Raw genomic sequence first — 25,565 nt, forward strand, 5'->3', positions numbered from 1 at the left:
TTAATGATATTCCGGCTTAATAAAAGATACTTTGTTTTTTTTCATGGCTTTGTAAGGCCCTTTTAGATTTATCTCTTTCAAAACTTCATAAACATAAACCCAATATTTATCAAAATCTTTCTTTTGGAGGCTTAATGCCCTAACATAAAACCACGTTAAACATTTACCTTGTTGTTTAGAATATAAATATGCCAAAGTCATAAAAACGCAGTCGTCGCTTTTGAATGACTCGTACCTCATGTTAAATCCATCTATTTTAAAATTGTACTTCAAGGCAAAAAAGAGGCTGTAACTGCACGCTTCATAGGATTGCTTTTCTATGCCAAGATCAAACATTGTTTCTGCAATTGCCTTCTTACCAGATTTCATCACCTTAAAAGGAGTGAAAACTAGTTTGTCGATGATTTGAATTAAATATGGATAAATGTAACAGAGGTGATGCACTCGTTTTACGAGATAATTGACTGCATGAGAATTAAGAGGTTTTTTTGAGAGCATATTCAATGCATAATTAAGAATAGCAGAATTGTCAGCTTCACTATGCATTAGGTCTATGGCCAAATCAAGAAATACTTCAGTCTCTTTTAATGACTGAAACTCTTTGCCTTCTTCATTTTTATATAACTTAAATCTATGATTTTTGAGTTTTCGAACCCAAGAAGAAACAAATGAATGAGGCAATTCGTCAATTATTGATTTTTTGTGATTTAAACTCAACTCATATTTTTTCAACTCGTGATTCAAGTCAACTAAAAACTTCTCTGCTTCTTCTTTATGTTTTGTGTAGCATACATAATCATCTATGTGTCTTGTGAACTTATATTTCATTTTTACAAGCTCGTGATCGATAGATATTAATATCAGTTCAGAAATCAAGTTTGATGAATGCGGTCCTATTAGAAGACCATTGGTTTCTTGATTTTTTATATTTCTAACATAAAAGTCCAGCTGATTTTGCCAAAGTAATTTATCATTCGATTTCCTTTTAGCCGTGGCTTTTCCTAATAAGGCCCAAGGAATAGAATGACTATAAATGCTAGGGAAACAATTAGAGATGTCACCATGAACTTTATACCTCTTCCCAATAATTAAGTCTACATCCTTATTTGGTTCATCTTCATAAGTCTTGTAGTTCATTTCGAAAAGGCTTTTTGAATCCTTTTTTTTTCTGATATGAACTTTGCTAACCTTATATAATTGATTTGAAGTTTTTTCTGAGATGAATGTTGTCAACTCATCCCAGTTATCTACAATGGTCTTTATCAAATTATGATAACCAATAGGGTTTGGAATTGCTAGAAGTCTAGGTACATTAATATTCCGCATATTCTCATATCTAATGAAATCATATGAGCCCTTTTTTGGAAAACCTGGATCTTTTTTTAAAACAAAATCGAAAAACTGTTCAGAAGTAAAAACGGATGGGATTTTATTAGCAAATAAGCCGTTTCCTAATAAGCCTTCAAAAAGCTCTTCTTTAGTAATCTGATTGTAGTAACTTTTATATGTTTTCATAAATTATTTACACGATTTGGTGTTTCATAAAGTACATCCGTGAATTTCATAGAATATTTTGATCTTAGTTTGATTGTATTTCTATATCAATAAGATCTTTTATTTCATTGCTTTTGAATAAGTTGTTCAAAGAGAATCTTAACCCTAATTCTGTTTGACGTCTTTGTATTATGCTATTTAATATAGTCGAACTGACTAGTAACGCCTGAATGAAATGCTCTCTAATTTGATTTTCAGGGATATTTTCATTTAAAATATTTGCGTTAAGTAACTTCATGCAATAGGCAAATGAGTACATCGCATTATTCATTGTAGTCGAATCTATATTTGATTCATTTGTTAAAAATCTATAAAGTTGGTAGCATAGGTAAAGTCTTCGAAACATTGGTTCGCCAATATCATTAGTAAACACAATATCGTAATATCTGTTAAAAACTGTCCTTTTACTCCTCTTTGCTGCTCCGGGCTCATCTAAATAAAGTGCTGCATACATCTGAAGTATTCCTTCGTTTGTAATCGTGTCATTATAGAATTCAATGTCCTCACCAACTTTAGTAAGGAAACCAATCCCTTTAGCTTCAAAGTAGGCTTTCACTCTTTTTTGAGCTTCATCATTTGAATGCAAGTCAACAACATTGATCGGGTTTTGAGAGTTGGTTGCCTTGGCAATATTTAACAAGTATTCACTAGGAGCTTTATATATTCTTATTAGTAGGCTGGCTTGTTCAAATTGATCAGAATAATTTCCCGTTTTGAAAAGATTGTGGAGAGTTGATATCGTTTGACCCCCGTTCACAACACTCGGTTTTGTCATTTCGATTCTAGTTATAGCAGTTCCAGTGGCGTGTAATTCAAAATCTTCACAAACAACAGTGATTCCATTGTTCAAAAAGCAAAATTTCTCAGGCTCGTCTATAAAGCTAGTCTTCATTTCATTGTTAATTCTGCTTGTCTTTATTTTGTATCGAACATTATAGTTTAACAAGAGGTTTTCACCTGTCTCCTGGAAGAAACGCATAAGTTCATTTGTAAGGCACGTTGTGATTTTCCCATAATATGCGCCTTCTATTGTGCCAAGTACACTGTCTGTTTTATCTCGGTTATTTTTAAGGTTCACCATTAAATGGCCGTCCTTAAACTCAGGGTCAGGACCATATCGTGTGGCATCAAGAAATTCAGGGTAAATGCTATTATCTGGAGCTTGTCTTATTTCATCCAAATCTTTTCTTCCAGCGTGTATAATTCCATTAGTGGCGTAGAATAATCTTATTCGAATTTTTGGTTTCCCATTGGCTTCCTGTAGGTTTCTATACGTCTCTAATTTTCCCTTTAGTATGTCATTTTCATATTGGAAACTTTCACCATTTAAAATTTTTTCGCAACTCCTGATTGTAAGAATTACTTCATCTTGTGAGTGAGTTGAGGTATCACCATCAACATTTTTATATTTTGATTGGATAATGACTAATTCAGATATTTCATCTTCATCATCACTGTAATAGAACCCATCAATTTTGTTGTCGTCATCCCCATCGGTTAAAGAATCATAGGCTTTAACTTGATCAACTCCGTAATAATCCATTAAAACAGACATGGTCAATGCCATGGAGTTTTTCATGTTGTCATCAGCTGACACCTTAGGCAATGAATCAATATAGGCTTTATTAAGATCTATGTGATGTCGTAGTTTGTTTAATTGAGTCTGATTAATCATAAAGTTGGCTCGGTTTAAGCTATTTCTTTTTCTAGTTCTACTTTGGTCATTTTGGCAAGAAACAAGGACTTCAAATCATTTAGTTTCTTAATCGATTTTTCGTTGATATTCAATTGTTCATGAACCACAATAACATGTGAACCAAATATATCTTGTATACCTTTTTGCGGAATAAGTGTATAATGGAAACCCAAATCACCTGAAGTAATCTGTGATTGAGCTGAACCACTATCTAAAGATCGCAGATTGTCATTCTTTAGGTAATAGAAATAATATTCTCTTGAAACAGAGTTTTTATCAATTTCAACCACAATGCTCAAGTTGGTTATGTGTGCTTGTTTGGGAGAGAGGCGAACTTCACCAGTCCCGCTGACACCACGGCATAAAACAAGAATTTGAGATTCTTCATACATGTATGAAGAATAGTAACCACGAATACCATAGCCAGAAAAAATAGGGTAGCCTGATTCTAAAAACAATGACGAGTCTAACATTTTGCCGTATTTCAAGTCAGCAACATCTTCAATTCTTTTAGCTTCCCACCTCTCGGGAATCTGCTTCTCCAACTCTTCATTGAAAACCATTTTACCACCAGAGGATTTATAGGGTTTACCTTCTTTATTTGGAAATTCAAAATCTACAAACCAATGCTTGTAAAGTGCTTGGGCGGTTTCTTCTAGTTTTTGGTTGAGTTGTTCATTGAGTTTTATGCGGTTTACAACCGTGTTGTATTCGGCAACTATTTCGTGTTGTTTTTCAAAAGAGGGAATGGGAAGTTCCATTTCAAGGAAATCGCCCCATTCAAGACTTCCGCGTACACCACCCACAGCTAAGAAACACGCGTGTCGGTCAAACTCAGATCTTGAAAACCACATCATCAAATATTCTGGTAATAATAGATTTTCATCTATCACTTGAAAAACAGGATAGGCTTGTGAAATTATGGCTTTATCAAATTCTTGAAGAAGTGCGATAGGCATTTTTTTATCTCTTCTCACCTGCATAATACTGCATGCAAATTGTCCCTTCCTTATAATTTTATAGGTAGACATGTTTGTGCCTACAGTATTAGCCACAGATGGAATAAACTCCTTGGTAATACTTAAACCTAACAGTTTTGTAATCCTTAAATCTCTATTTCGTTCATCGACTAACTCAATGAAATCTCCTATTTTCTTATAGTTTGATTTCATGACCTAACTCTTTAAATACATTTAGTAAATCTTCTTTTGATTGTTGTTCTTGTTGTAAAAGCTCAGCAAATTCACCTTGCAGTCTTTGCATCTTATCATCAAAATTGATGTTTTCGTCTCGGTTAACGAACTCAATGTATTTACTAGGAACTAAGGAATAGTCTTTGGCTTTAATTTCATCCAACGTAGCCGAGTAAGTGTATTCAGCTTCATCAGAATAGCCGCTTTCATTTTGCTGCCAATCGTGATATGATTTAGCAATATCTCGAATATTGTCTTTAGAAAACTGAATGAATTTCTTTTCAAACGGTACGCCCACTTCTCTCAAATCCATAAAGAGTACTTCATGTTGGCGATCTCGGTAATTTCTACTTCCATCAGGATGCTTTACAACTCTCTCCTTTTTATTGTTGTTTAGAATCCAGAGGGTTACACTAATGTTAGTGGTATAGAACATGTTTTGCGGTAGAATCACAATGGCTTCTACCATTCCGTTTTCCACCAATTTCTTACGAATTTTGTATTCTTCTCCTCCTCCTGAAAGGGCACCATTTGCTAGAATAAAACCAGCTACTCCATTTCTAGAGAGTTTAGAGGCGATGTTTAATATCCAACCGTAGTTGGCATTGCTGGTAGGTGGTATTTCGTAACCCTTCCAACGGGCATCGTCTACCAATTCGTTCGCAGCCCGCCAGTCTTTTTGGTTAAAAGGTGGGTTAGCCATAATAAAGTCGGCCTTTAAATCGGGGTGTTGGTCGCGCCCAAAAGTATCGGCTGGTACATCGCCCAAATTGGCTGAAATTCCCCGAATAGCGAGATTCATCTTGGCCAACTTATAGGTAGTGGCTGTGTATTCTTGTCCGTAAATGGAAACTTCTTTTTTGTCGCCATGGTGGTTGTCTATAAACTTCATAGACTGCACAAACATGCCACCCGAACCACAAGCGGGGTCGTAAATAATGCCCTTGTAGGGTTCAATCATTTCGGCAATAAGGTTTACAATACTCTTGGGGGTATAGAACTCTCCTTTACCCTTTCCTTCGGCCAAAGCGAACTTGCTTAGAAAATACTCATATACGCGTCCAACAATATCTTGCTGCTTGTCTTTTAAGGTGTCTATGTTGTTTATGGTATCTAGCAAAGCAGACAGCTTGCTTACATCCATATTTAAGCGTGAGAAGTAATTGTCGGGCAAGGCGCCTTTTAAGGCTGGGTTGTTCTTCTCTACATTATGCAGTGCGGTATCTATAATCAGGGCAATGTCGTCTTGCTTACAATTTTTTAAGATGTGGCTCCAACGGCTTTTTTCGGCCAAGAAGAATATGTTCTTCATGTTGTAGAACTCTTTCATCTCGAGGTATTTCTCTTTGCCTTCTGTTATGAGTTCTTCTCTACGCTCTTCAAACTTGTCGCTGGCAAATTTTAAGAAGATGAGTCCGAGCACCACGTGCTTGTATTCAGAGCTTTCTACCGTTCCACGGAGTTTGTTGGCAGCATCCCAAAGCTGCTCTTCCATGGATTTGGTGGGTTTATTTGATATTTTCCTTTTGACCATATATTAAATACTGTCTCTTAGTTTGTTTAACTTTTCCTTATTTCATGAATTGATAAATATAGACAGTTAGTTGTAAAGATCAGATTTTAATCTGGGTTTTAAAGTGATATATATCAACATGTTTTTTTAATTTTGAAATAGGATTTTGGTCAGAGCCTCACCTAATAATTGGACTTGTTCTTTATCAAAAGGCCTGAAACGCCTCATGTGTTTTCCTTTATCATGCGGCGCTGAAGTCATAAAATCGAAATCAGAATTTTCCTCGACTAATTTTGTCAAAACCAACACATCCGGATTTCTCTTACCAAACTCAACTCTTCCAATTCTAACTCTCTTACCAGTTGATTCCATTATTTGAAAAATGCTTAATCTTGTACTTCTTATTTCAAAGTCATTCTCATCATTAAAACCGCCGTTTTGTTCTAAATTTTCGAAAACCGAATGTAACAACTCGATATCTAATTTTGAAAGCTTCGGTGCAGATTTTATAAACTCTATGATTTGATCAAAATTTTTAACTTGAGTTATTGCGTTTGATTTTCTAGTGGCTTTATTAATCTTACTCAGTTGGATTGGTTGTATTTCAGATCGATAATACTTTGGTTCTTCATTCCAATTATCACTTTGATTAGCGCCATTTATAATAAATGAAACAATCTTATCTAACTTTTTAGCTACAACTATGGGTTCTCCATCAGTCAAACTAATACAATTATTTTTGCCATCAGAACATAATATCCATGACTCACCATTCGTAACAATACCTCTTAAACCTGGCTCTAAATATTTTGTGATTAATTCTGCAGAGATCTTTCTATTTATTCTTTTCGCCTCGATCATTAATACTGGCTTGCCCGCTTTAAGCATGGCAATATCTACTGATTGTGAAGCTCCATGGCTACTAGTTTGATTGAATTCAAAATAGACGTCATGCCCAATCGATTTATTAGCAAAATCCACAACAGGTGTTATAAGTCTATACATAGCCCATCGTTCTGATTTTTGACTATTTTGAAGATGATATGAAAGGTGGTTTATTAGGTTTTCTTTGGTCATTTTTCATTTAAATATTTGAATTAAATACCGCTTGAAGCTACATATAATAAATCAAAACCGTATTCTTTGCAATTTAGAATATCCTTCTAAAAGTTTCTTCCAACATGTATTGATGAAATAGAGATTATTACCAATCACCCCCTCCATTATCATTTTTTATATCCTTCGTCTTTTCTGCCAATGAATTGAATATCCCTTCAGAATATGTTTCTGCTTTTAATTTTAGCCCATCCCACACTTTATTATGGTATTTCTTTGACATACCTTTTGTGGCGTAAACCTCGGCAGTTGTTAGTACCCCTAAGGCACACGATGCAGCATTACCAGGTTTAACAGTATGATTAAAATTGGTGAGAACAACTTTAAATCTATTGTCTTTTATATACACTTTAATCGTATATTTTAAATAGCCTTCATAACATACATAAGACATGCCTTTATAATTAAAGGACATTGATCCATTACCAACAATAACTCCTGCATCTTTATCTGCCATTTGAATAACATCATTGGCTGAATTATAGGTTGTTGCAAACCAATCATTAACGCTGACAAAAATTAATTCTTTCCCTACACTGTCAGTTTCAATAACTCTCTCAAACTTCAGAGTTTCCTGTGCTGTCAAACTAATTGATGTAAATATTAGCAATACCAAAATTTTCCTAACCCTATTCATAAATTTAAAAATTTGTTTAATATTTTCTTCCTTGATATCAAAAATAAGTTGAATATATCCATAGATTTTACGGATTTCCGTAATTAAAACCTGTAACCTAACCTGCATTTTTTTGCGTTTTCAATCCATTTTAAAACAAAACACTTTTGCAATTATGAATACTTAGTTCACTCTTATACTTTATTTAATTGAAGTTCTTTTAGTATCTCTTCTGGCCAAATAATAAATTTACCATACTGACCACTCCTAGAGGTACCTCCAAGGTCCTCGCCTTTTTTTGTCGCTACCCAATCTTCTCCTTTTTTATACATTAATCTATTATCAACAAACCAAGCGTTTATTTTTCTACTTGTTTCTCCAATTTCACTCGATAATTCTTTTGTTGTAAGAAGTTTTGAGTAAGAAGAATCACTCTTTTTAATCACAGTCTGATTCTCATTTTTAACTACCGTTTTTACTTTCTTAAAAGGAGTTTCTTTTTGCGGAACCTTTGCGTAAGAAAAATCTTCACTATTGTGAACAATTGATTCAATGTCTTTTGTAGCATCTTCGTACACTTTTTTATCCTCGTCATTTTCTGCATCAATCAAAATTCCCATCTCTCTGTTATTTTGTTGAGAATATTCATAAAGGTTCATTGAGGCAATAATCATTTTGCTTTCGTTCATATAGCACTTTGCATGAAGGTTTTTAGAAAAGTATAAGCGCACATAACTCAAATTTTCTAAATAACTCATTTCGGCAGGAGCGAGTTCTTGTTTCCCAAAAATTATTCTTACTTCGACTTTTTCTCTTTCCTTGTCGTTAAGTAATTCTTTAACATTGTCAGATAACTTTAAATATGGGCTTATAATGTATAATTCTTTACGTGCTTCTCTAATTAAATTTTCTAATTCTGCTGTAATACTTGAAGTTCTTAAATACTTTGCCATGATTGATTTTTAATGATTTGATTTCGAGAGTTAACGAACCATTGACTCATATATTTTACGGCTTTCCGTAGCCAACCCCTCTAATTTTTTCTCAGATTTTTATCGAGCTTATTTTCAGAAAATTAAGTTTAAACTTTGTGCTTAATTTGTTGTAATTCTAAATAGGGTTTCATTGCATAGCAACAAATTAAATAGCAAAAAAGCTCAATAAAAAGATGCAAAATTAATGTGAAATTGACATAAAACCAGCTTCTAACCCCAAAACAAGCCTTCTACCGAATGATGGCTCTTGCAAGATATTATACTTAAAAAAAATCCTTGATGCTAATTGCATAGAATTGAATATTAAACATAGAGAGATAAGAAGTTTATTAAGGGCATCAGATGTCGTCTATCTATTGATGTAAGGGAAGTAAATTCGTACTCATGCCAATAATGGCTGTAGATTAATCCGCAATACAATGAGACTACTTCGAGGTTGGTTCGGCGAAAAGAAAACCACTTTTAATATGTGGGTCTGGCTTGATAGCAAGACTTATCGTAGGTTTCATGATATCATAATTCCAGGAAGCAATGGAACTACTCAAATTGACCATTTACTAGTGTCTGAATTTGGGGTTTTCATAGTTGAAACAAAAAATAAAAAGGGCTGGATTTTTGGATCTGAGAATCAATCAAATTGGACTCAAACTCTATACGGGAACAAGTATTCTTTCCAGAACCCACTTCGACAAACTTTCAGGCAAAAAAAAGTCTTATCTGAATTTTTAGGGATACATGATTCATACATTAATAGAGTTGTTTATTTTGTTGGAGATTGTAGGTTAAAAACAAAGCTCCCAGCTAATGTGATGACAAATGGATTGTCTAGTTATATAAAAAGCTTTCGAACTCCTGTTTTGTCAAAAGATGTAGTAAATGATGTAATTGAACAATTAGAGAAGCACCTTGCTGTCTCGACCTTAACTCGAAGAGATCATATCCGTTCCTTAAAAAAACGCCATGCATCAATGACTATTTGCCCTAAATGTGGTGGGAATCTTGTTCAGAAAATGGCTAGGAGAGGACCAAATGCTGGCTCGATTTTTTTGGGATGTAATAATTATCCAAAATGTCGATTTACCAAAAACGCTTAGAAAAACTTTTAAGTATTCATAGCATCCCTTCATTCACCCACTAAATCCCCGTCCTCCTGTAACAAATCCCCCCTTCCCACTGTCTAATCAAAGTCTAACCCTAACAATCAAAAATGAAACTTAAAAAAACCCTACTAATAACCCTATTCATAATCCCTACCATATTCTTCGCTCAAGCAGAACAACAATTCAACGGGGTCACTATGCATGAATCCCTGACAACAGTGCAAAGCAAACTCAAAGACATCGTCGCTACATCGGAATTAATTACGGTAGACAATACTATTTTTCCTTTGGCAAAAGACAAAGAGCAGCACCTGATCTGTTCAGAGCTCAAAACCGAAACCGGAACCATCAGCAAGGCGGTTTTTACTTTTGCAGATGACCAGCTCACCAATATTGAAGCCCGAGGTAATGTACTAGAAAGTCTTACTACCAAGCTTACAGATATCGCCATCAATTATATGGACTACACTGTCTATCAAAAGCAAATGTTATTGATCAATAATAAAAAAGACATCGCCTGGATCATGACTGATGAGGCTATGTTTTCACATTTATTCACCTGGGAAAATCCTTTACTAGATGAAAAAGCCAGTGAAGCCCTACCGAATACCGGATTGGTTCCAGCCTTCTTACAAATGGGTGCCAGTTTTGAAGAATTACAAGCCCCGTTTAAGGCGAATAGCACCTTTACCCTCAGACAAGATTTAGACGGATCTGACCCCAATGCCCAATACCAGATCAATTGTTTTGGCGTCAACTATTTAGGCTTCCCCAGAAAAGCAGAAGCACGTTTTGGCGATGACAAACTGAACGTAGTCTGGATCCTTCTGGGAAAAGCAGAAGAAGACAGAGTCAGACAAGCCCTTATCAAACAATACGGCCCTCCTATTTTTACAGATGACACTTGGGAAGTGTATAACAACTGGCAAGTTGCCCAACGAAAAGACAAACCAGAAATACTACTCATGACACAGGAGATTGGACTTGATTATAAGACGTCTTATTTTAAGCAATAATGCCGTTTTAAGCTCAAAAGACGCATTCTACTGAGAGATGGATATGGTGGGATATTATAATGCCTTAAATGAGGAAAGGATTGGAGATTGGAGATTTGAGATTTAAGATTTTTGAAGTGTCACTAAAACACACCCCCACCCCCTCTCAAGAGGGGAGCTCATCTGATCATTGACTTTTATCGGGATGGATCTTTTACGTCAGTGTAGATTTAAAGGCGCGTCAAGAATTTTTGAAACCTTGGAAAAAATTTAGCGCATTGAAAACGGTTTTTAGACGTTCGACAGAAAAGTCTAAAAAACACCTCGTAAAAGGCTCCTTTTTTTTGATTCGTTTTTTTTGGAGAAGCAAAAAAAATGAAGAAAGAATAACATCCTTTATGTCAATAAAGAAACTTGCATCAAGGCAAAAGGACAAAAAAAAATATCTTACGAATAGTCGTACCACTCCAAAAGAACAAAAAAGAAAATATCTTGTATTTGTAATAAAGACCATATCCTGTAACAAATCCCTCCCCAAAAGACCTCTAACAAAAGTTTAATTCATACAGTGAAAAACCAAAACATTTACTGCAACTTAAACAATAGTAAATGAGACAGATATAACAATAAACAAAGGTAATATGAGTTATAGTTATAAGCTATTCGAACTCAAAATGTTAGCAGTCTGAACAAGTTGATACAGTTATCATGGTAAAAGATAAAAGCAAAGAAGGATATAAAGAGACCATCCAATCATTTAATACAACATTGATCGCTGTATTACTTTTGCTATATACAATGTCTAGCTGTACCACTACACATCAAGTTTCGGAAGCTACCGTAATGAAAATTAGAACTAAAGAACAAAAGAAACAGTTTTATACAGAGGCTAGAATTGAACGTAAATCAGCAAGAAAGTATAAGTTGTTAGATAATTATAAAAACGGATACTACGAACCGTTTTATACCCCACATGAATCATATAGTGAAGACATTTATAATATGGTACCAAAAAAGCTACAACAAGAAACACCAAATCACAATCGTCCTATTGGGACACGCTAGATAAAAATATTTGATTGAACCCGCCTGCCGGCGAGGCAGGCCTGCCTGCCGGCAGGCAGGGATTGATGATTGGAGATTGGAGATTTTTGAAGTATTCTTCTAAACTAGAATCATCCTTTGGACCGTTCCGCTGCACGCTAGCAATAATGAATGAAGTTTTTTTGATTGGAGATTGGAGATTTGAGATTTGAGATTTGAGAAGTAAACTCCCTAACAAAATTGTTGTTTAAATCGAAACCGACCTCTTTGAATTCTCGTTTTAGCTTCCGACTTATTTTAGAATGGCAGAGTAGTAGCCGAAAAGTGAAACGGCTCAGGCTACGGTGTAGAAAAGAAGGAGGGAAAGCTACAGAGAATTAAAAGCAGTCTTGATCTTTTCGTTCTTTTGCATCAAGGCAAAAGGACAAAAAACAATATCTAGAACACTGCTTCATTTGAAGCAAGACAAAACAAACCCCTACCCCTCTCAAAAGAGGAACCCACCACATCATTGACCAATGTCATTGTTTACTCCCCTCTGTTTTATTATCTTATACCCAGAACCTTAAAAGGTATCACGATGAAAAAAATACTATTTGCAACCGATTTTTCAAGCAATGCCAACAAGGCGTTTGGTTTTGCGCTAAACTTAGCAGAAAAGCACCAGGCCGAATTGATCATGCTGCATGTATATGACATTTCACCTGTTTATGGTCAACCTTATATAGATGGTCCTGATGAAATGGCAAAACAGACTGGGAAAAGCTGGGAAAAGAGCTTAAAGGATTTTTTCAAACAATCTAATTCTGATATACAACCTACCTATATTGCCCATGAAAACAGGTCTGTTGTTAAAGGAATCCTGTCAGTGATTGAAAAATATCAGCCTCAATTAGTAGTGACCGGAACCAAGGGAAAAAACCAAGTGAAAGAACTATTATTTGGTGGTACCACAAAAGCCTTGGTAAAAAGATCGCCGATTCCGGTGATGGCCATACCAGCATACGCAAAATTAGAAGATTACAACAAGGTTTTATATACTTCAGACTTTCGTGAAGTTGACCTAAAAGCCCTACAAGATTTGGTAGAATTGGTACGCCCCTTCTTACCCGAAATTAAGATCATGCACATGTGTACCGGTGATGAGTTCAAACGACGCGAAAAAATGGAATGGTTCAAAGAACTGATCAACGACAATGTTTCCTATCCAGCTATTTCATGCGAAATGGTTTCGGCTGATGATATTTTTAACACCCTGAATAAATATATGACCGAGAATGACTTTGATATGCTTGTAATGCTTGAAAAAGAGCGTCACGGAATTATTGATAAAATTTTCCATGAAGATCTTGTCAAGAAAATGGAATTCAGAACCTGGATACCACTATTGAGCTATAACGAACATTATCTGCGTGTTGCAGAGTAGCAACACGTCAAACGAGATACTTCTGAAAATTGAACCCGCCTGCCGGCGAGGCAGGCCTGCCTGCCGGCAGGCAGGGATTGGAGATTGATGATTGGAGATTGGAGATTTTTGATTTTTGATTTGAGATTTTTGAAGTATTCTTCTAAACCAGAAACATTCTTTGGACCCTGCCGCTGCACGCTAGCAATAATGAACGGAACTTTTTTAATTGGAGATTGGAGATTGGAGATTTTTGATTTACGAAATGTTCAGTATTGAAATCATATTCTTAAATGGAAAAGCGACATATTTAATTTTTCGTCTTGTATCCTGATAATTTTCAGAAAGGCTCATGCAATAGCCCCCGAGTGCAACGGCTGGGGCTATGGAAGAGAAAAATTATCCAAGAGATACACAGAAAAATAAAATCAGTCTTGATCTTTTCGTTCTTTTGCATCAAGGCAAAAGGACAAAACAATATCAAAAGATTTGTTTTGATTAAAACCACTTACCGCGTCGCTGCAGGAGCAAATAAAAAATCAGTAGGGTTATCGATGTCATATAAATACTGATAACCTTTAGAGTCTTTCACACAGAATGGCTCTATGAGTTTCAACATGTTGTGATAGCCTTCTACTGTTAAGGCACAATAAAAAGTTTTATCATCAACACTAAATATTCCTTCATCAGTTTTAAACAGTCCAAGAATTAAATTACAATTGTGTGTTTCGATAAAATCAACTTGAGACAGAATTAGTTTCTGTTTTCTTTTTACAATAGTATCCTTAATTAAATCTCTGAATTTAATGGCTTCATATTTATCAAAATTGAATAATCTCACAACATTTTCTCCGTATTCATTTATGTTATCTATGAAATCTACTTCCATTTAGTACCTGTTTTATTAATAATAAATATGCTTTTATTTCAGCGCAAATATAGCTATTTAATAAAAGAGAATCTGCCCTCGGTCACTTCACTCAATACCCTAATTTTCTATGTCATCTTGCGAGTAAATAAGCATCCTTAAATGACCCATTCCCTGCCTGCCGGCAGGCAGGGTTTGGAGATTGAAGATTGAACCCGCCTGCCGGCGAGGCAGGGATTGGAGATTTAAGAAGTGTTTTTTGAATGTCGAATGTCGAACAAGGAATGTCGAATTTCGAAGTATTACTAGAACACACCCCCAGCCCCTCTCAAGAGGGGAGTTCGTCTGATCATTGACTTTTATCGAGAGGTCTCTTTTACGTCAGTGTAGTTTTCAAGGCGCGTCAAGAATTTTTGAAACCTTGGAAAAAATTTAGCGCCTTGAAAATGGTTTTTAGGCGTTCGAAGAAAAGCCTGAAAAACACCTCGTAAAAGGCTCCTTTTTTTTGGTTCGTTTTTTTTGGAGAAGCAAAAAAAATGAAGAAATAACATTATTCTTTATCAAAATCAACAATTTCATTGACCCTCATCATTGCTTTGCAATACTTCTTCTACTATTTTATTGACCTACTATAAAAAAGGTTTAAGATGAAAAAAATACTATTTACAACAGACTTTTCTGCAAATGCTACTAGAGCGTTTTATTTTGCATTAAACATGGCCGAAAAACATCAGGCTGAACTGATATTGGCGCATGTATTTGACATTCCAAATGTTTGGAACTATCCGATTGAATATAATCCCTCAGAAATGAAACAGGGAATGATTAATGATTGGAAACATAAATTAAAAGAATTTTTCGAAAATTATGACACTAAGGTAAAAGCCAAATTCGAGGCTGTTGAACATCCTTCTGTTCTGAAGGGAATTCTCTCTATTATAGAAGCGCATAAGCCACAATTGTTGGTTGTTGGAACCAGAGGCAAAAGCATCATCAAAGAAGTTATACTCGGAAGTACCACAAAGGCCTTAGTAAAACATTCACCCGTTCCTGTAATGGCCATTCCTGAATATACGAATCGAAAAGACTTTGGTAAAGTTTTATATGCATCTGATTTACGTGAAGATGATGTTCAGGCTCTTTCAAAGCTGGTTCAACTTGTTGCGCCCTATCAACCAGAGATTCAAATACTACATATACATCCTGCTAGTGAGTATAAAGGGATCGAAAAAATAGCATGGTTTAAAGAACTCGTTAAAGAGCATATTGCCTATAAGCGTATTTCATTTGAGGTTTTGCAATCTGACGATAATTTTGCCGCGCTTCATAATCATATGGCTTGGAACAAATTTGACCTGCTGGTGATGTTGGAAAAAAAACGCGGCGGTATTATTGATAAATTATTCCATGATGATCTTGTTAAGAAAATGGAATTCCACACCAGGATTCCGTTGTTGAGTTATAATGAGAATTTTTTACCTGCAACCGATGACAAGGATATCAAAAAAAGCGATACTATTGAAAATTGAAGTTAGTTTTTGATTGGAGATTGAACCCGCCTGCCGGCAGGCGGGGATTGGAGATTGGAGATTTTTGAATAATGATTAGAAAGAACAACACAAAAGCAAAAAATTAATACTTCTTCACTTTCTTCTCCCACTTGCTATCATCCAAGAACTTCCTGTAATCCCTGACATGCAGCATATCGTAGATAGCCTGTTGCTTGTCTTTCTTATTTTCATAATATGACTTACAAATTTCATAACCAATCCAATACCCGAGATCAGGGTAGCTGTCTTTTGAGGCAGTGCTGTAATTGGCAATCCAGTTTTTAGAGCGGTTATAATACATGTCTTTTTTAAAGTCGTTCCAAATTTGATGCTCTTTCCCTTTGGCCCAGTCAAAGATCTTTTCATTGGCTGTACCGCCACTAATTAATTCACCAATAAAATCAGCCATACCTTCTTTAATAGCATATCCAAGGGTAATGGTATCACGCTTCATATGATCTTGTTGAAAATGAATCAATTCATGAGCAACTATATTTGGGATATATTTTGATTTATTCATTAATAATTTCGCGCGAAAATCGAGCTCTTCAGTATTGACTCCTATCCCGTCACTCATTTGATTTGTCCCGATCAGCAAACCTGCACTTGAAATTGTCCCGCCACTGGTAAAGGCACCGATCACAAAATACACATCCGGAAATTTTGCCTCAGGATAAATGGCTTTCAAATTCTTAAAACCAGTCTGGATCTCTTTTTTATAGACCTCAACTTTGAGCGTATTTTCTCTAATCGATGTATATAATTTAGGATGAGACTGGATATGCTTTGTAAATCGATCTATTGAAGACACTTTTAAGCCCATATAGTCCTGCATTCCGTCACTAGCCTTGTCAAAATAATATTTTTTATAAATACTTTTTGCATTGGCTGTGTCTTTCGCTGCCAGGTCATATGCCTCCCAAAAATGGTGTATATCTCTGGTAATGATATGTGCCTTTTCAGGATTGTCGTTCAAAGTTTTGGACGCAGGAACCTCATCCAGCAATTTTTTCCACTTCGCGTCTTGATGCAGGATCTTTAAATCACTGTCTGTACTAAGGTGAAGTTTGTTATTATATCCATAAGCGATCGCGCTGTTCAACAATACAAAAGCGCTATCCGTCTTTTTCTGTAAGGCAAGGCAACAGGCAGCATTATACGCAGCGTTTCTTTTTTGACTGTTAAAGTCAGACATGTCAATTACCCTAAGATAATTGGCCGTTGCAGCATCGTATTTTTTTTCAAGATAAAAATGATCAGCTTCATTTCCAATGGCAGATACACTTTCTTTTTCTTGCGCAATCACTTGACTAAACAAGAGCAAAACCATGGCAGAAAACAATATTTTTTTCATGAATCTCATTTTTATATGAGACTGTGAATGGAGTTATTTGTTACAACCGATTGTGATCAGGGCTGTATTTGACCTTTTTGAATATTGAATTCCTGCCTGACGGCAGGCAGGTTGAAGTAAGCTACTTAACTCAATATTTTGTTTAAATAAAATACGATTTTAAAAACCGACATTAAAAAATGAACAAACCAGTATTAATCCTTAACCAACTCAATTTCTCCTGGTTTCCACGATTTATCAAACCATGGCTCTAGCGGACCATATATTCTAAGAAGAACGAACCACCCTTTGTTTTCAATGGTTTGGATCCAGTTTTTTTCTTTTCCTTCAGGTGATTTTGGCCCAAAGTACAGATCTACCGAACCATCACTGTTTTTTTCCAGATCACTGAGTTCACTATTCACACTAGGAAAAGGATTATCTGTTTCAAGCATACTTCTGGTTTGTGGGTCATACAATACAATTGACCAAAAATCTTTTACCGGTGGATTGGCAGGAATAGTAAGTTTATAGTTTTTTGAACCATCTAAATAATGTCCCTGGTCATCTTTATATGTTGCTGCATATTGAGAACCAACCCCAACCATTTCAATTTCCATGGCAGGCGTAACCGCTGTGGCTATATAATGAAACAAGGTTCTTCCGTCAAGCTCGCGCGCATTGTTGGTTTGAAATTGATAGCCACCTAGAAAAGCGATGGTCCAATAGCTGTCTGGGTAGAGATAAATATCATTATTACGCGGGCTAAATGAAATAGATCTTGCCGTGGCATTACCTACTTTGACGGCATCTTCAAGGATTGCTTTTAATCGTGGGTCTGGATTAAATTCTTTTCCTTTTTCAATTCCTATTGACTTAAATATGCCTAAAATCTGAGGTTCAAACGCTTCTGAAGGCTCGTATTGAATGACCTCATTTAACTCTTCATAAAATTTAAAATCGTTGGCGTGTATCGTATTAAATCTTTTTCCTGACCAATCCATAAATACAGGTTCGGGTGGATTTTTTGTCTGGCTCAATAAATAAATATTGGTATTTGCCTTGATGCTTTCCACTGCGGGTTTCGGATCTCCGTTTTGCAGGAAGCCTCTCCAAAATACAATGTTTTGGTAAGTTGGTGGTCGTACAACGAAATAGCCCTCAGGAACGTTTCCTTCATAATCAGGAGGAAGCACCAAATATTTTCCACCCTTTCCTTTATCAGGGCCGGCATTACCGAGATCGGTGACATACCTAAAGAACATATCGTTGATCATCCCTAGGGTATTTGGCGGGCTTTCTACAACTATCGGGCCTTCTTTCAAATCAAAGTGGCTGATGGTATAGACTGATTCTGTATTGGGCGTTAAAAATAAAGACTTTGAATCCATAAGATTCTCAAAAATGGCTATTTCACCAAGATCATTTACCCCTGCACCGCTAAATCCTTCAATCAAAGCATGCATAGAAGCCGCAGGTATACCGTTTAAAAAAGTTTCCATACCTCTGGTAAAGTCGAGGTTATCATAAACTTTTTCTACTGTCTCTTCTGATGGATAACCATCAAAATAATTAAGTGTGCCAAGCCTTTCTGTTTCTACTACCGATGGGGTAACAATGTGCTTTTTGATCGGCTCAATTTCTGTAGTTTCAGCCTTTACAACTGTTTTATCCTGATTCGTGCACGAAAAAAGGGAAAAAACTAAAAACAGTACTGCTAATTTGAAGATGTTGGTTTGCATAATATATTCATTTTCGGGGTTAAGTTCACTCTCAAGATATTCAGGCATCTATTGATTCGCTGGCAGGTGGGTCGAAAAAATACCAGTAGTAAACAATAGAAAACCCAATGGCCTGTTACTAACAATACTACAAAGTAATATGGAATTATTGCATGATTTATGTCAGTGAAGTTTGCAAGGCACTTGAAGAATTCTACAACCTTAAAAAACCCTGCATAAACCCCTTATTCCTTTATAAATCGCTCTGTAACACTACCCTGTTCTGCGATGATTCTTATCAAATACAAACCTTTATTCACTGATGACACGTCCACAGCATCTTTAGGATAAGGCCACTGCATCAACCGTTGCCCAATGGTAGAATAAAGTTCAACACTTTCAATTGGAACCTGTGAATTAATGTAAAGCATCTGCTCTGCCGGATTTGGATAGAAGACCAGGCCTTCTTGCAACACTTCATCGTCAACCGCCAATGCATAGAAACAATCTTCAGCAAAAGAGGTGGTATCATCTCTGTTTTTCCAATTAGTCGTAGCATAAATAGCATCGTCTACCTGGATACAGCCCAGGTTTGGGTTGTTAGTGGTATTAATGTCATTAATATTCTCATTATTCCCATTTTGGAGATTTAAGGAGAATAAATTATTATTTGCACAAGCTACCCACGCCAAATTCACATTGGTACTGAGATCTAAATCCTCCAGTTTATTATTGTCACATTCAAATTGATTCAGCGTTATGGCACCGGTTGTGATCAAAGAGGTCAATTGATTATCACTGGCAGAGATGGTAAACAAATCCGGATGCTTCGTCAAATCTAAAGAAGTGAGTTGATTACCCCAGCATATAAGCAGAACGAGCGCCTCGTTTTCACTCAAATCTAATGTTGTCAGCTCATTTTCACTGCAATACAAGAATTCGAGCTTGTTAGCTCCGGTAGTAATCAATTCTTGCAGCTTTCCATTAGTACAGAATAGTGTTTGAAGGTTTTGGTTGCTGCTAAAATCTAAACGCGTCAGCTGATTGTTTTCAGCATCAAATTCCGTTAAATTTACCAACCCTTCCAGATCTAATTCCGTAAATGGATTCATACCGCAATGCAGGTCTCTTAAATTGATGTTTTCAGTTAAAGAAAGGGAAGCCAGTGAATTCTCAGAACATTCTAAAAATTCAAGTGCATCCGCACCTGCGGTTAAAAGTTCGGTCATTTGATTGTTATGAACATAAACGGTTTTAAGAGAGCCGTTTGAACCTAAATTCAACGAGTTAATCTGATTAAAACTTACCCATAAGGTTTCCAGCTCCACATTATTACTTAGATTAAGCGCTGTTAATTTGTTTTCTTGGGCAAAAAATTCCTTTAACCTGTTGTTTTGATTCAGGTCAATGGAATTGAGCAGGTTACCGCCGCAATCTAAGACCTCCAGCAGTATATTCTGGCTTAGATCCAGTTGTTCCAAAACATTCGAGTCACATTTGAGCTCCTTCAAATTAGTATTCTTTGCAAGATCAAGTGCACTGAGCCGATTGTCAGTTAAATGAAGCTTCTCCAACATTATAAAATCTTCAATGCCTGTGAGATCAGAAATAAACTGGCTGCGCAGGTCTAATGAAGTAAGGCCAGAAATATTTGAAGTAAGTACATAATCATCCAACTCGTCATCATATCCTAAATTGATCAGTGATACTTCAAAATTATTATCCGGCACATAGGTAACTTGACCTAGTAAAGTTCCTGTTAATAGTAAAACAAAAAAACGGAGTTTGTAAAAATGCCTCATAACTTTACTAATTAAGATTCAATTATTAAAGTTAATAAGGCTTCTTTCTTATAACGATGATGCGAATCAAGACCCAAATTGATTCTAGTCAATATCGCTTTATAGGTGATAATTAAAAATAGTTCCTAGGCGCTTTTATTCAACAATTCCTGACCCAGTAAGTAAGCCAAAGTCATTCCATAGAGAAAATTAGAGATCCCTACCTCGATTCCATGCACCATTCTAATATTTGCCGGCATAAACTCATTGGGTGAGATCAACGGCGCAATGCCTCCAATAACTGAAAACACCAGTCCTATGATCAGGGCCTTTTTGATTTGTGGCAACTTCAAGGTTCGCAGCATCAAGATGGCTACCAGCACAAATAAGAGTCCTCTTGGAAACTGGGTGAAGATCATCACATCCACCGCTGGCAGTTTTCCTTCGTAAAAAGACATAAGGTCAGGATAGGTGGCTTGTAAGATCATACCGGCACCAATATAAAAGATCAAATAGATAAAAATGCCCAGTGCTCCCCTCCAGATCCAGCTGAATACGGATCGTTTTTTGAATTGCAATGCTTCTGAACTTCCCTCCCATTTATTGAGGAGCAGCACAAATAACGGCGCAAAAATGGATGCAATAAACAGGCCTTGAAGTATTTCTTTGGTCGTTTCTGCTCGGTCTGTAACATTAAATATATATGCTTCAATTAATATATTGAAGTGACCAATGATATAATAAATAAAAAATACCGAAAGCGCCAGTTTCATCCCTCTTAAACTTGAATTAGACACATAAAAACCCAGTAGGATTACGATGAAGACATTAGAAACTACAGCCCACAAATTCAGCGAATCCAGCGTAGTATCCGATAAGAACAATGCATCAAAAATAAAGTATAAAACAGGTATAATTATTGACGCTACTAACAATTTTAAATAATAATGAAGTTTCATAATAGTTCATTTTAGGTTAATACTGAGATCGTATTCTTACACCATTTTAAGGTAGTTTTGTTTGACTCAATGCCATGTTGAAAAGCGAGCCTGGCATGCAAGGGCATATTGTTTGATTCATTGCTGTAAAATGTTTGAAGATCTTGAATATATGTTTTTAACAAGTCTTGAAAAGAATGAAGAAAAATGATTTTCTGCTCTTTATTGACCAAGGTCTCCATAAATGCAAATCGAAGTAAAAGTTCATCTGTTTTCTTTTCAACTTCTTTTTTTTCAATGGGTTGTATCAACCATTCTTTAAGCCTTAAAAGCCCCTTTTGAGTGATTTGAAATCGTGTTTTTGCTGTATCTTTTTGTAAAACCTTTTCTGCCAGTTCAAATTTCTCTAACCTTTTGATGGCAGGGTAGATTGTTCCCGGGCTGTTACTATAATTACCCATTGCTGTTTCCTCAAACACTTTTCGAATACCATAGCCTGATAAAGGCTGATCCTGAATCAATCCGAGTATTGCAAAATCTAATAATGTTGGTTTAATATCTTTTTTCATAATAGTACGATTCGTACTACGAATATAATACGAATCGTACTAAATAACAAATTTATTTTAAAATATTATTCTTTTCGTTAGGTAAGGACAAAGAATAAGCAAAAAGCATAAACTTCAAAAAATCAAAATCAACAATCCCAATGACCACCATCAATGTAAAAACCCCACTCACGATTTATCTTTAAGGCTATAGAACTTAAAAATGAACGGTCATGAACAAACTAAAGAATTTAGTATCTCGGTTTTTCATCCTATCTACATGCATAGGCTTGGTGATTTCTTACAACAGTTGTGAATCAGACCAAAAGGATAAGGATCTAATTGTGGCCCAAACCTTCCTTGAAAAACATGATGGAAGCAAATGGACGGTCATTGAAGAGGATATGCGCATTTATGTAAGACTTAATGACGACATAGACAAGGATATGGAGATATGGATAGCTGAGTTGGGATTTGAGGAACTGATGGCCGCTAAAGAATGTTTCTATTATAGTCAAGAGCTATTGAACACCGAAGAAGTAGAAGTGCTTGAAAATTTTGGAGGCAAACTGGAATTCACCCACCTTGATAATGGAACCTGGACTTTTAGTATAGACGGAGATCGCCTAAAATTGGAGTTTGAAACCTTAAACAATGTCAAGAAGACTGTCTATTTTTCTAAAACCAAAGAAAATGTTGATGAGCTTGGCAGATGTCCTGAAGAAAGAAACAAAGGCGTTTTTGACTGGAAGTTTTTGAAATAAGAAAAGAAGTGTTGTTTGAAGTTAAATCTAAAAAAAAACAATCATGAGCAAAATAAAAAATACAGTAATTAGATATCTAATACTTTTTACCTGTATTGGATTGTTGGCATCAATTAGTAATTGTACTTCAGATGATAAGGATGATGAAATAGTGAATCAAACTTTTCTTGAAAAACAAGATGGCACAAAATGGAAGATTACTGAAGATGAAGGGGTTATTTATATGAGAATCAACAACAATATGAATAAACCAATTGAACTTTGGATCTCTGAAATAGAGTTTGAAAAAGGTATGGTTGATGATGATTGTTACTATTACAGCGATGACTTGTTAGAAATAGAAGAAATGGAGATTCTTGAAAATTCAGCCAATAACCTGACCTTTACTTACCTCGGTAACGAAACCTGGACACTCACTATAGAAAACAATCGATTGAAAATGGTATTTACCAATATGAGCGGCCTCCAAGACGCAATGTATATGGATAAAGCCAATGATGACGTTGATAGCTTTGAGATTTGCGCTGAAGAATTTAAGCTTCGTTTAGGAGAATAAATGATTTTTGAATATCGAACCTCGAACAAGGAATATCGAATGTCGAAGTGTTCTTGCACTAGAATCATTCTTTGGAACGTGCCGCTGCACGCTAGCAATAATGAACGTAGCAACGGAAGTGCGTTCGGACTGAAAGGGAGAACAAGCATGTAGTTGCGAGAGTGAATGATACGAAGTAATTGCCTCGTGCAGTGACTCCTTTTTTTGGTTCTTTTTTTGGAGGGGCAAAAAAATGAACAAAGAATATCATCCTTTATGTAAATAAAGAAACCTTGCTTCAAAATAAAAAAATAAAAAACACCCCTTAAGAAGAAACTGAATTAAGAACAGCATTCTCCTCCTCCGTCAACAACCTCGAATGAATAATAAACCGCAAGCCTAGCGGAATTTCGAGTGAAAAACTTGAGCCTCTGCCCTCTGTGATATCAACGGTTAAATGCGTGTGTTTCCAATAGTCAAATTGGTCTTGATTCATATAATAATTTACACCGTCTAACTGACCAAGTAAAATATCACTATCGTCTAAGTACAGATCTCCTTCTTCTAAAATCATAGGTGATGAACCATCACAACAACCACCACTTTGATGGAAGATTAAATCGCCGTGCTTTGCTTTAAGTTCATTTAAAACAGCGACGGCTTTTTCAGTAATGGCAACCCTTTCATATTTCATAATGACAGTATAAAAATCAAAAAGACTGACTGATACAGTCAGTCTTTTCGTTTTGTTAATCTCTAGTTTCTAAAAGAATCCTAATTTATTTTTATCATAAGAAATCAGCATATTTTTAGTCTGACGGTAATGATTCATCATCATCAAATGATTCTCTCTACCAAATCCTGATTTTTTATAGCCTCCAAAAGGAGCGTGAGCCGGGTAGGCATGATAACAGTTTACCCAAACCCTACCAGCTTTAATAGCCCTTGGAATTTGATATAATTGATGTGCATCTCTGGTCCAGACACCTGCACCTAATCCGTAAAGGGTATCATTTGCAATAGCAATGGCATCCGCTTCGTCTTTAAACTTCGTTACTGCAACAACAGGTCCAAAAATTTCTTCCTGAAAAATGCGCATTTTATTATGCCCTTCTAAAATAGTAGGCTGCACGTAAAAACCATTGGCTAAATCACCCTCTAATTTGCAAGCTCCGCCACCAGTAAGCACTTTAGCACCCTCTTCCTTGCCTATATTAATATAAGAAAGAATCTTTTCGTACTGGTCATTAGAGGCTTGTGCCCCAAGCATACAAGTAGAATCATAAGGACTGTTCTGAACGATCGCATTAGTTCTGGCGATCACTTTTTCCATAAAAGCATCATATATATCTTCTTGTACTAATAACCTTGACGGACAGGTACAAACTTCACCTTGGTTAAAGGCAAATAAAACAGCCCCTTCAATGGCTTTGTCTAAAAAGGCATCATCCTCATCCATCACAGAATTGAAGAAAATATTAGGCGACTTACCCCCTAATTCCATCGTTACAGGATTTATATTTTTAGAAGCATATTGCATAATTAATTGACCCGTTGTGGTTTCACCTGTAAAGGCTACTTTATCAACTCCTGAATGAGATGCTAAAGGTTTCCCTGCTTCGGGACCAAATCCATGCACAATATTGATAACACCCGGAGGAAATATATCAGCAATCTTTTCCATTAACAAAGTAGCTGTTGATGGTGTTTGTTCAGCTGGTTTTAAAACCACACAGTTTCCTGCGGCCAATGCAGGTGGTAGTTTCCACGAAAGCATTAACATCGGAAAATTCCAGGGAATAATTTGTCCTATTACGCCCAAAGGCTCTTTTATATTCATTGAAAGCGTGTTGGCATCTAATTCAGTTGCCGAACCCTCTTCTGCTCTAATAACGGCTGCAAAATAGCGCCAGTGGTCAATCGCCAATGGAATATCAGCATTTATTGTTTCTCTAATAGGTTTACCATTGTCGCAAGTTTCCATCACAGCAAACTCCTCTAGGTTTGCTTCCATCACATCAGCTACTTTATTGAGCATTGCGGCTCGTTCAGCAGCAGATGTATTTCCCCAAGCCTCTTTTGCCGCATTAGCTGCTGCTACAGCAAGATCTACATCCTCTTTTTGCGAACGCGGATACTTTGCTATAAGAGAATTGTCAATTGGGGAAGGATTATCAAAATACCCACCACCAACCGGTTCCATAAATTTTCCATTGATAAAATTACCGTACTTTTCTTTGAACTTTGGTTTAGAATAACTCATTTGATATGTATTTAAAATGTTGATTAATAGCGGCAAA

At 36.0% G+C, this 25,565-nt stretch carries 22 protein-coding genes; 7 read left to right on the forward strand and 15 right to left on the reverse strand.

The features are described from left to right. The 7 genes from QWY87_RS09410 to QWY87_RS09440 form a co-directional block, all read right to left on the reverse strand. A complete protein-coding gene (locus QWY87_RS09410) occupies positions 1–1,515 on the reverse strand; it encodes an RNA-directed DNA polymerase (protein ID WP_290290564.1) in 1,515 nt (504 codons plus the stop codon). Positions 1,516–1,579: 64 nt separating this feature from the next. Then, positions 1,580–3,229 carry an AIPR family protein gene (locus tag QWY87_RS09415; protein ID WP_290290565.1) on the reverse strand — a complete coding sequence of 550 codons (1,650 nt, stop codon included), beginning with the start codon at positions 3,227–3,229 and terminating at the stop codon, positions 1,580–1,582. A 14-nt stretch (positions 3,230–3,243) separates the two neighbouring features. Next, positions 3,244–4,422 (reverse strand): restriction endonuclease subunit S, encoded by a 1,179-nt coding sequence (locus tag QWY87_RS09420; RefSeq protein WP_290290567.1) that lies wholly within the window; start codon positions 4,420–4,422, stop codon positions 3,244–3,246. Beyond that, on the reverse strand, positions 4,406–5,977 hold the full coding sequence (locus QWY87_RS09425; protein ID WP_290290568.1) for a type I restriction-modification system subunit M: 1,572 nt from the start codon (positions 5,975–5,977) through the stop codon (positions 4,406–4,408). The genes QWY87_RS09420 and QWY87_RS09425 overlap by 17 nt, the downstream gene beginning before the upstream one ends. A 126-nt stretch (positions 5,978–6,103) precedes the next feature. Next, complete coding sequence (locus QWY87_RS09430; protein WP_290290569.1) at positions 6,104–6,961, reverse strand: hypothetical protein; 858 nt, start codon at positions 6,959–6,961, stop codon at positions 6,104–6,106. Positions 6,962–7,160: 199 nt separating this feature from the next. Beyond that, the gene (locus QWY87_RS09435) at positions 7,161–7,709 is read right to left on the reverse strand and encodes a DUF4468 domain-containing protein (protein ID WP_290290570.1); all 549 of its coding nucleotides are present in this window, start codon (positions 7,707–7,709) and stop codon (positions 7,161–7,163) included. A gap of 173 nt (positions 7,710–7,882) precedes the next feature. Continuing rightward, positions 7,883–8,641, reverse strand: a complete 759-nt coding sequence (locus tag QWY87_RS09440; RefSeq protein WP_290290571.1) for a phospholipase D family protein — start codon at positions 8,639–8,641, stop codon at positions 7,883–7,885. Positions 8,642–9,102: 461 nt separating this feature from the next. Between QWY87_RS09440 and QWY87_RS09445 the strand changes: the two genes are divergently transcribed. The 4 genes from QWY87_RS09445 (at position 9,103) to QWY87_RS09460 (ending at position 13,248) form a co-directional block, all read left to right on the forward strand. Then, positions 9,103–9,777 carry an NERD domain-containing protein gene (locus QWY87_RS09445; RefSeq protein ID WP_290290572.1) on the forward strand — a complete coding sequence of 225 codons (675 nt, stop codon included), beginning with the start codon at positions 9,103–9,105 and terminating at the stop codon, positions 9,775–9,777. Positions 9,778–9,890: 113 nt separating this feature from the next. Further along, positions 9,891–10,799, forward strand: a complete 909-nt coding sequence (locus tag QWY87_RS09450; protein WP_290290574.1) for a hypothetical protein — start codon at positions 9,891–9,893, stop codon at positions 10,797–10,799. 687 nt (positions 10,800–11,486) lie between these two features. After that, entirely contained in the window at positions 11,487–11,843 is a 357-nt protein-coding gene (locus QWY87_RS09455) for a hypothetical protein (protein WP_290290575.1), read from the forward strand. Positions 11,844–12,402: 559 nt separating this feature from the next. Beyond that, positions 12,403–13,248 (forward strand): universal stress protein, encoded by an 846-nt coding sequence (locus QWY87_RS09460; RefSeq protein WP_290290576.1) that lies wholly within the window; start codon positions 12,403–12,405, stop codon positions 13,246–13,248. A 487-nt stretch (positions 13,249–13,735) separates the two neighbouring features. Here QWY87_RS09460 and QWY87_RS09465 read toward each other — a convergent pair whose 3' ends face one another. Further along, the gene (locus tag QWY87_RS09465; protein WP_290290577.1) at positions 13,736–14,116 is read right to left on the reverse strand and encodes a hypothetical protein; all 381 of its coding nucleotides are present in this window, start codon (positions 14,114–14,116) and stop codon (positions 13,736–13,738) included. A 626-nt stretch (positions 14,117–14,742) separates the two neighbouring features. On the opposite strand from QWY87_RS09465, the gene QWY87_RS09470 reads away from it, so the two are divergent. Beyond that, positions 14,743–15,624, forward strand: a complete 882-nt coding sequence (locus QWY87_RS09470; RefSeq protein ID WP_290290579.1) for a universal stress protein — start codon at positions 14,743–14,745, stop codon at positions 15,622–15,624. Positions 15,625–15,727: 103 nt separating this feature from the next. On the opposite strand, the gene QWY87_RS09475 is transcribed toward QWY87_RS09470, so the two are convergent. The 5 genes from QWY87_RS09475 to QWY87_RS09495 all read right to left on the reverse strand — a co-directional run bounded on the left by QWY87_RS09475 (position 15,728) and on the right by QWY87_RS09495 (position 21,987). After that, entirely contained in the window at positions 15,728–16,999 is a 1,272-nt protein-coding gene (locus tag QWY87_RS09475) for a gliding motility protein GldB-related protein (protein WP_290290582.1), read from the reverse strand. Between the two features lie 194 nt (positions 17,000–17,193). Then, positions 17,194–18,720: a DUF1254 domain-containing protein gene (locus QWY87_RS09480; protein ID WP_290290583.1), complete on the reverse strand. Its 1,527-nt coding sequence runs from the start codon at positions 18,718–18,720 to the stop codon at positions 17,194–17,196. Between the two features lie 224 nt (positions 18,721–18,944). Next, entirely contained in the window at positions 18,945–20,501 is a 1,557-nt protein-coding gene (locus QWY87_RS09485; RefSeq protein WP_290290585.1) for a T9SS type A sorting domain-containing protein, read from the reverse strand. A 125-nt stretch (positions 20,502–20,626) separates the two neighbouring features. Then, positions 20,627–21,439, reverse strand: a complete 813-nt coding sequence (locus QWY87_RS09490; RefSeq protein WP_290290588.1) for a hypothetical protein — start codon at positions 21,437–21,439, stop codon at positions 20,627–20,629. 11 nt (positions 21,440–21,450) lie between these two features. Next, complete coding sequence (locus QWY87_RS09495) at positions 21,451–21,987, reverse strand: helix-turn-helix transcriptional regulator (protein ID WP_290290589.1); 537 nt, start codon at positions 21,985–21,987, stop codon at positions 21,451–21,453. 212 nt (positions 21,988–22,199) lie between these two features. Here QWY87_RS09495 and QWY87_RS09500 point away from each other — a divergent pair, with 212 nt between their 5' ends. Both QWY87_RS09500 and QWY87_RS09505 read left to right on the forward strand, forming a co-directional pair. Further along, a complete protein-coding gene (locus QWY87_RS09500; RefSeq protein ID WP_290290590.1) occupies positions 22,200–22,730 on the forward strand; it encodes a hypothetical protein in 531 nt (176 codons plus the stop codon). Positions 22,731–22,773: 43 nt separating this feature from the next. Further along, the gene (locus QWY87_RS09505; protein WP_290290591.1) at positions 22,774–23,286 is read left to right on the forward strand and encodes a hypothetical protein; all 513 of its coding nucleotides are present in this window, start codon (positions 22,774–22,776) and stop codon (positions 23,284–23,286) included. 304 nt (positions 23,287–23,590) lie between these two features. Here QWY87_RS09505 and QWY87_RS09510 read toward each other — a convergent pair whose 3' ends face one another. Together QWY87_RS09510 and QWY87_RS09515 are read right to left on the reverse strand one after the other, a co-directional pair. Then, a complete protein-coding gene (locus tag QWY87_RS09510) occupies positions 23,591–23,959 on the reverse strand; it encodes a DUF779 domain-containing protein (RefSeq protein WP_290290593.1) in 369 nt (122 codons plus the stop codon). Positions 23,960–24,028: 69 nt separating this feature from the next. Beyond that, a complete protein-coding gene (locus tag QWY87_RS09515) occupies positions 24,029–25,528 on the reverse strand; it encodes an aldehyde dehydrogenase family protein (protein WP_290290596.1) in 1,500 nt (499 codons plus the stop codon). Positions 25,529–25,565: the final 37 nt, after the last annotated feature.

It is taken from the genome of Lutimonas halocynthiae, from assembly GCF_030409835.1.
Lineage (GTDB): Bacteria > Bacteroidota > Bacteroidia > Flavobacteriales > Flavobacteriaceae > Lutimonas > Lutimonas halocynthiae.

What these genes read in the sequence shown, in the direction of transcription:
- QWY87_RS09410 (WP_290290564.1), bottom strand. Translation starts at nt 1,515, where the DNA reads ATGAAAACATATAAAAGTTACTACAATCAGATTACTAAAGAAGAGCTT.
- QWY87_RS09415 (WP_290290565.1), bottom strand. Translation starts at nt 3,229, where the DNA reads ATGATTAATCAGACTCAATTAAACAAACTACGACATCACATAGATCTT.
- QWY87_RS09420 (WP_290290567.1), bottom strand. Translation starts at nt 4,422, where the DNA reads ATGAAATCAAACTATAAGAAAATAGGAGATTTCATTGAGTTAGTCGAT.
- QWY87_RS09425 (WP_290290568.1), bottom strand. Translation starts at nt 5,977, where the DNA reads ATGGTCAAAAGGAAAATATCAAATAAACCCACCAAATCCATGGAAGAG.
- QWY87_RS09430 (WP_290290569.1), bottom strand. Translation starts at nt 6,961, where the DNA reads ATGTATAGACTTATAACACCTGTTGTGGATTTTGCTAATAAATCGATT.
- QWY87_RS09435 (WP_290290570.1), bottom strand. Translation starts at nt 7,709, where the DNA reads ATGAATAGGGTTAGGAAAATTTTGGTATTGCTAATATTTACATCAATT.
- QWY87_RS09440 (WP_290290571.1), bottom strand. Translation starts at nt 8,641, where the DNA reads ATGGCAAAGTATTTAAGAACTTCAAGTATTACAGCAGAATTAGAAAAT.
- QWY87_RS09445 (WP_290290572.1), top strand. Translation starts at nt 9,103, where the DNA reads ATGAGACTACTTCGAGGTTGGTTCGGCGAAAAGAAAACCACTTTTAAT.
- QWY87_RS09450 (WP_290290574.1), top strand. Translation starts at nt 9,891, where the DNA reads ATGAAACTTAAAAAAACCCTACTAATAACCCTATTCATAATCCCTACC.
- QWY87_RS09455 (WP_290290575.1), top strand. Translation starts at nt 11,487, where the DNA reads ATGGTAAAAGATAAAAGCAAAGAAGGATATAAAGAGACCATCCAATCA.
- QWY87_RS09460 (WP_290290576.1), top strand. Translation starts at nt 12,403, where the DNA reads ATGAAAAAAATACTATTTGCAACCGATTTTTCAAGCAATGCCAACAAG.
- QWY87_RS09465 (WP_290290577.1), bottom strand. Translation starts at nt 14,116, where the DNA reads ATGGAAGTAGATTTCATAGATAACATAAATGAATACGGAGAAAATGTT.
- QWY87_RS09470 (WP_290290579.1), top strand. Translation starts at nt 14,743, where the DNA reads ATGAAAAAAATACTATTTACAACAGACTTTTCTGCAAATGCTACTAGA.
- QWY87_RS09475 (WP_290290582.1), bottom strand. Translation starts at nt 16,999, where the DNA reads ATGAAAAAAATATTGTTTTCTGCCATGGTTTTGCTCTTGTTTAGTCAA.
- QWY87_RS09480 (WP_290290583.1), bottom strand. Translation starts at nt 18,720, where the DNA reads ATGCAAACCAACATCTTCAAATTAGCAGTACTGTTTTTAGTTTTTTCC.
- QWY87_RS09485 (WP_290290585.1), bottom strand. Translation starts at nt 20,501, where the DNA reads ATGAGGCATTTTTACAAACTCCGTTTTTTTGTTTTACTATTAACAGGA.
- QWY87_RS09490 (WP_290290588.1), bottom strand. Translation starts at nt 21,439, where the DNA reads ATGAAACTTCATTATTATTTAAAATTGTTAGTAGCGTCAATAATTATA.
- QWY87_RS09495 (WP_290290589.1), bottom strand. Translation starts at nt 21,987, where the DNA reads ATGAAAAAAGATATTAAACCAACATTATTAGATTTTGCAATACTCGGA.
- QWY87_RS09500 (WP_290290590.1), top strand. Translation starts at nt 22,200, where the DNA reads ATGAACAAACTAAAGAATTTAGTATCTCGGTTTTTCATCCTATCTACA.
- QWY87_RS09505 (WP_290290591.1), top strand. Translation starts at nt 22,774, where the DNA reads ATGAGCAAAATAAAAAATACAGTAATTAGATATCTAATACTTTTTACC.
- QWY87_RS09510 (WP_290290593.1), bottom strand. Translation starts at nt 23,959, where the DNA reads ATGAAATATGAAAGGGTTGCCATTACTGAAAAAGCCGTCGCTGTTTTA.
- QWY87_RS09515 (WP_290290596.1), bottom strand. Translation starts at nt 25,528, where the DNA reads ATGAGTTATTCTAAACCAAAGTTCAAAGAAAAGTACGGTAATTTTATC.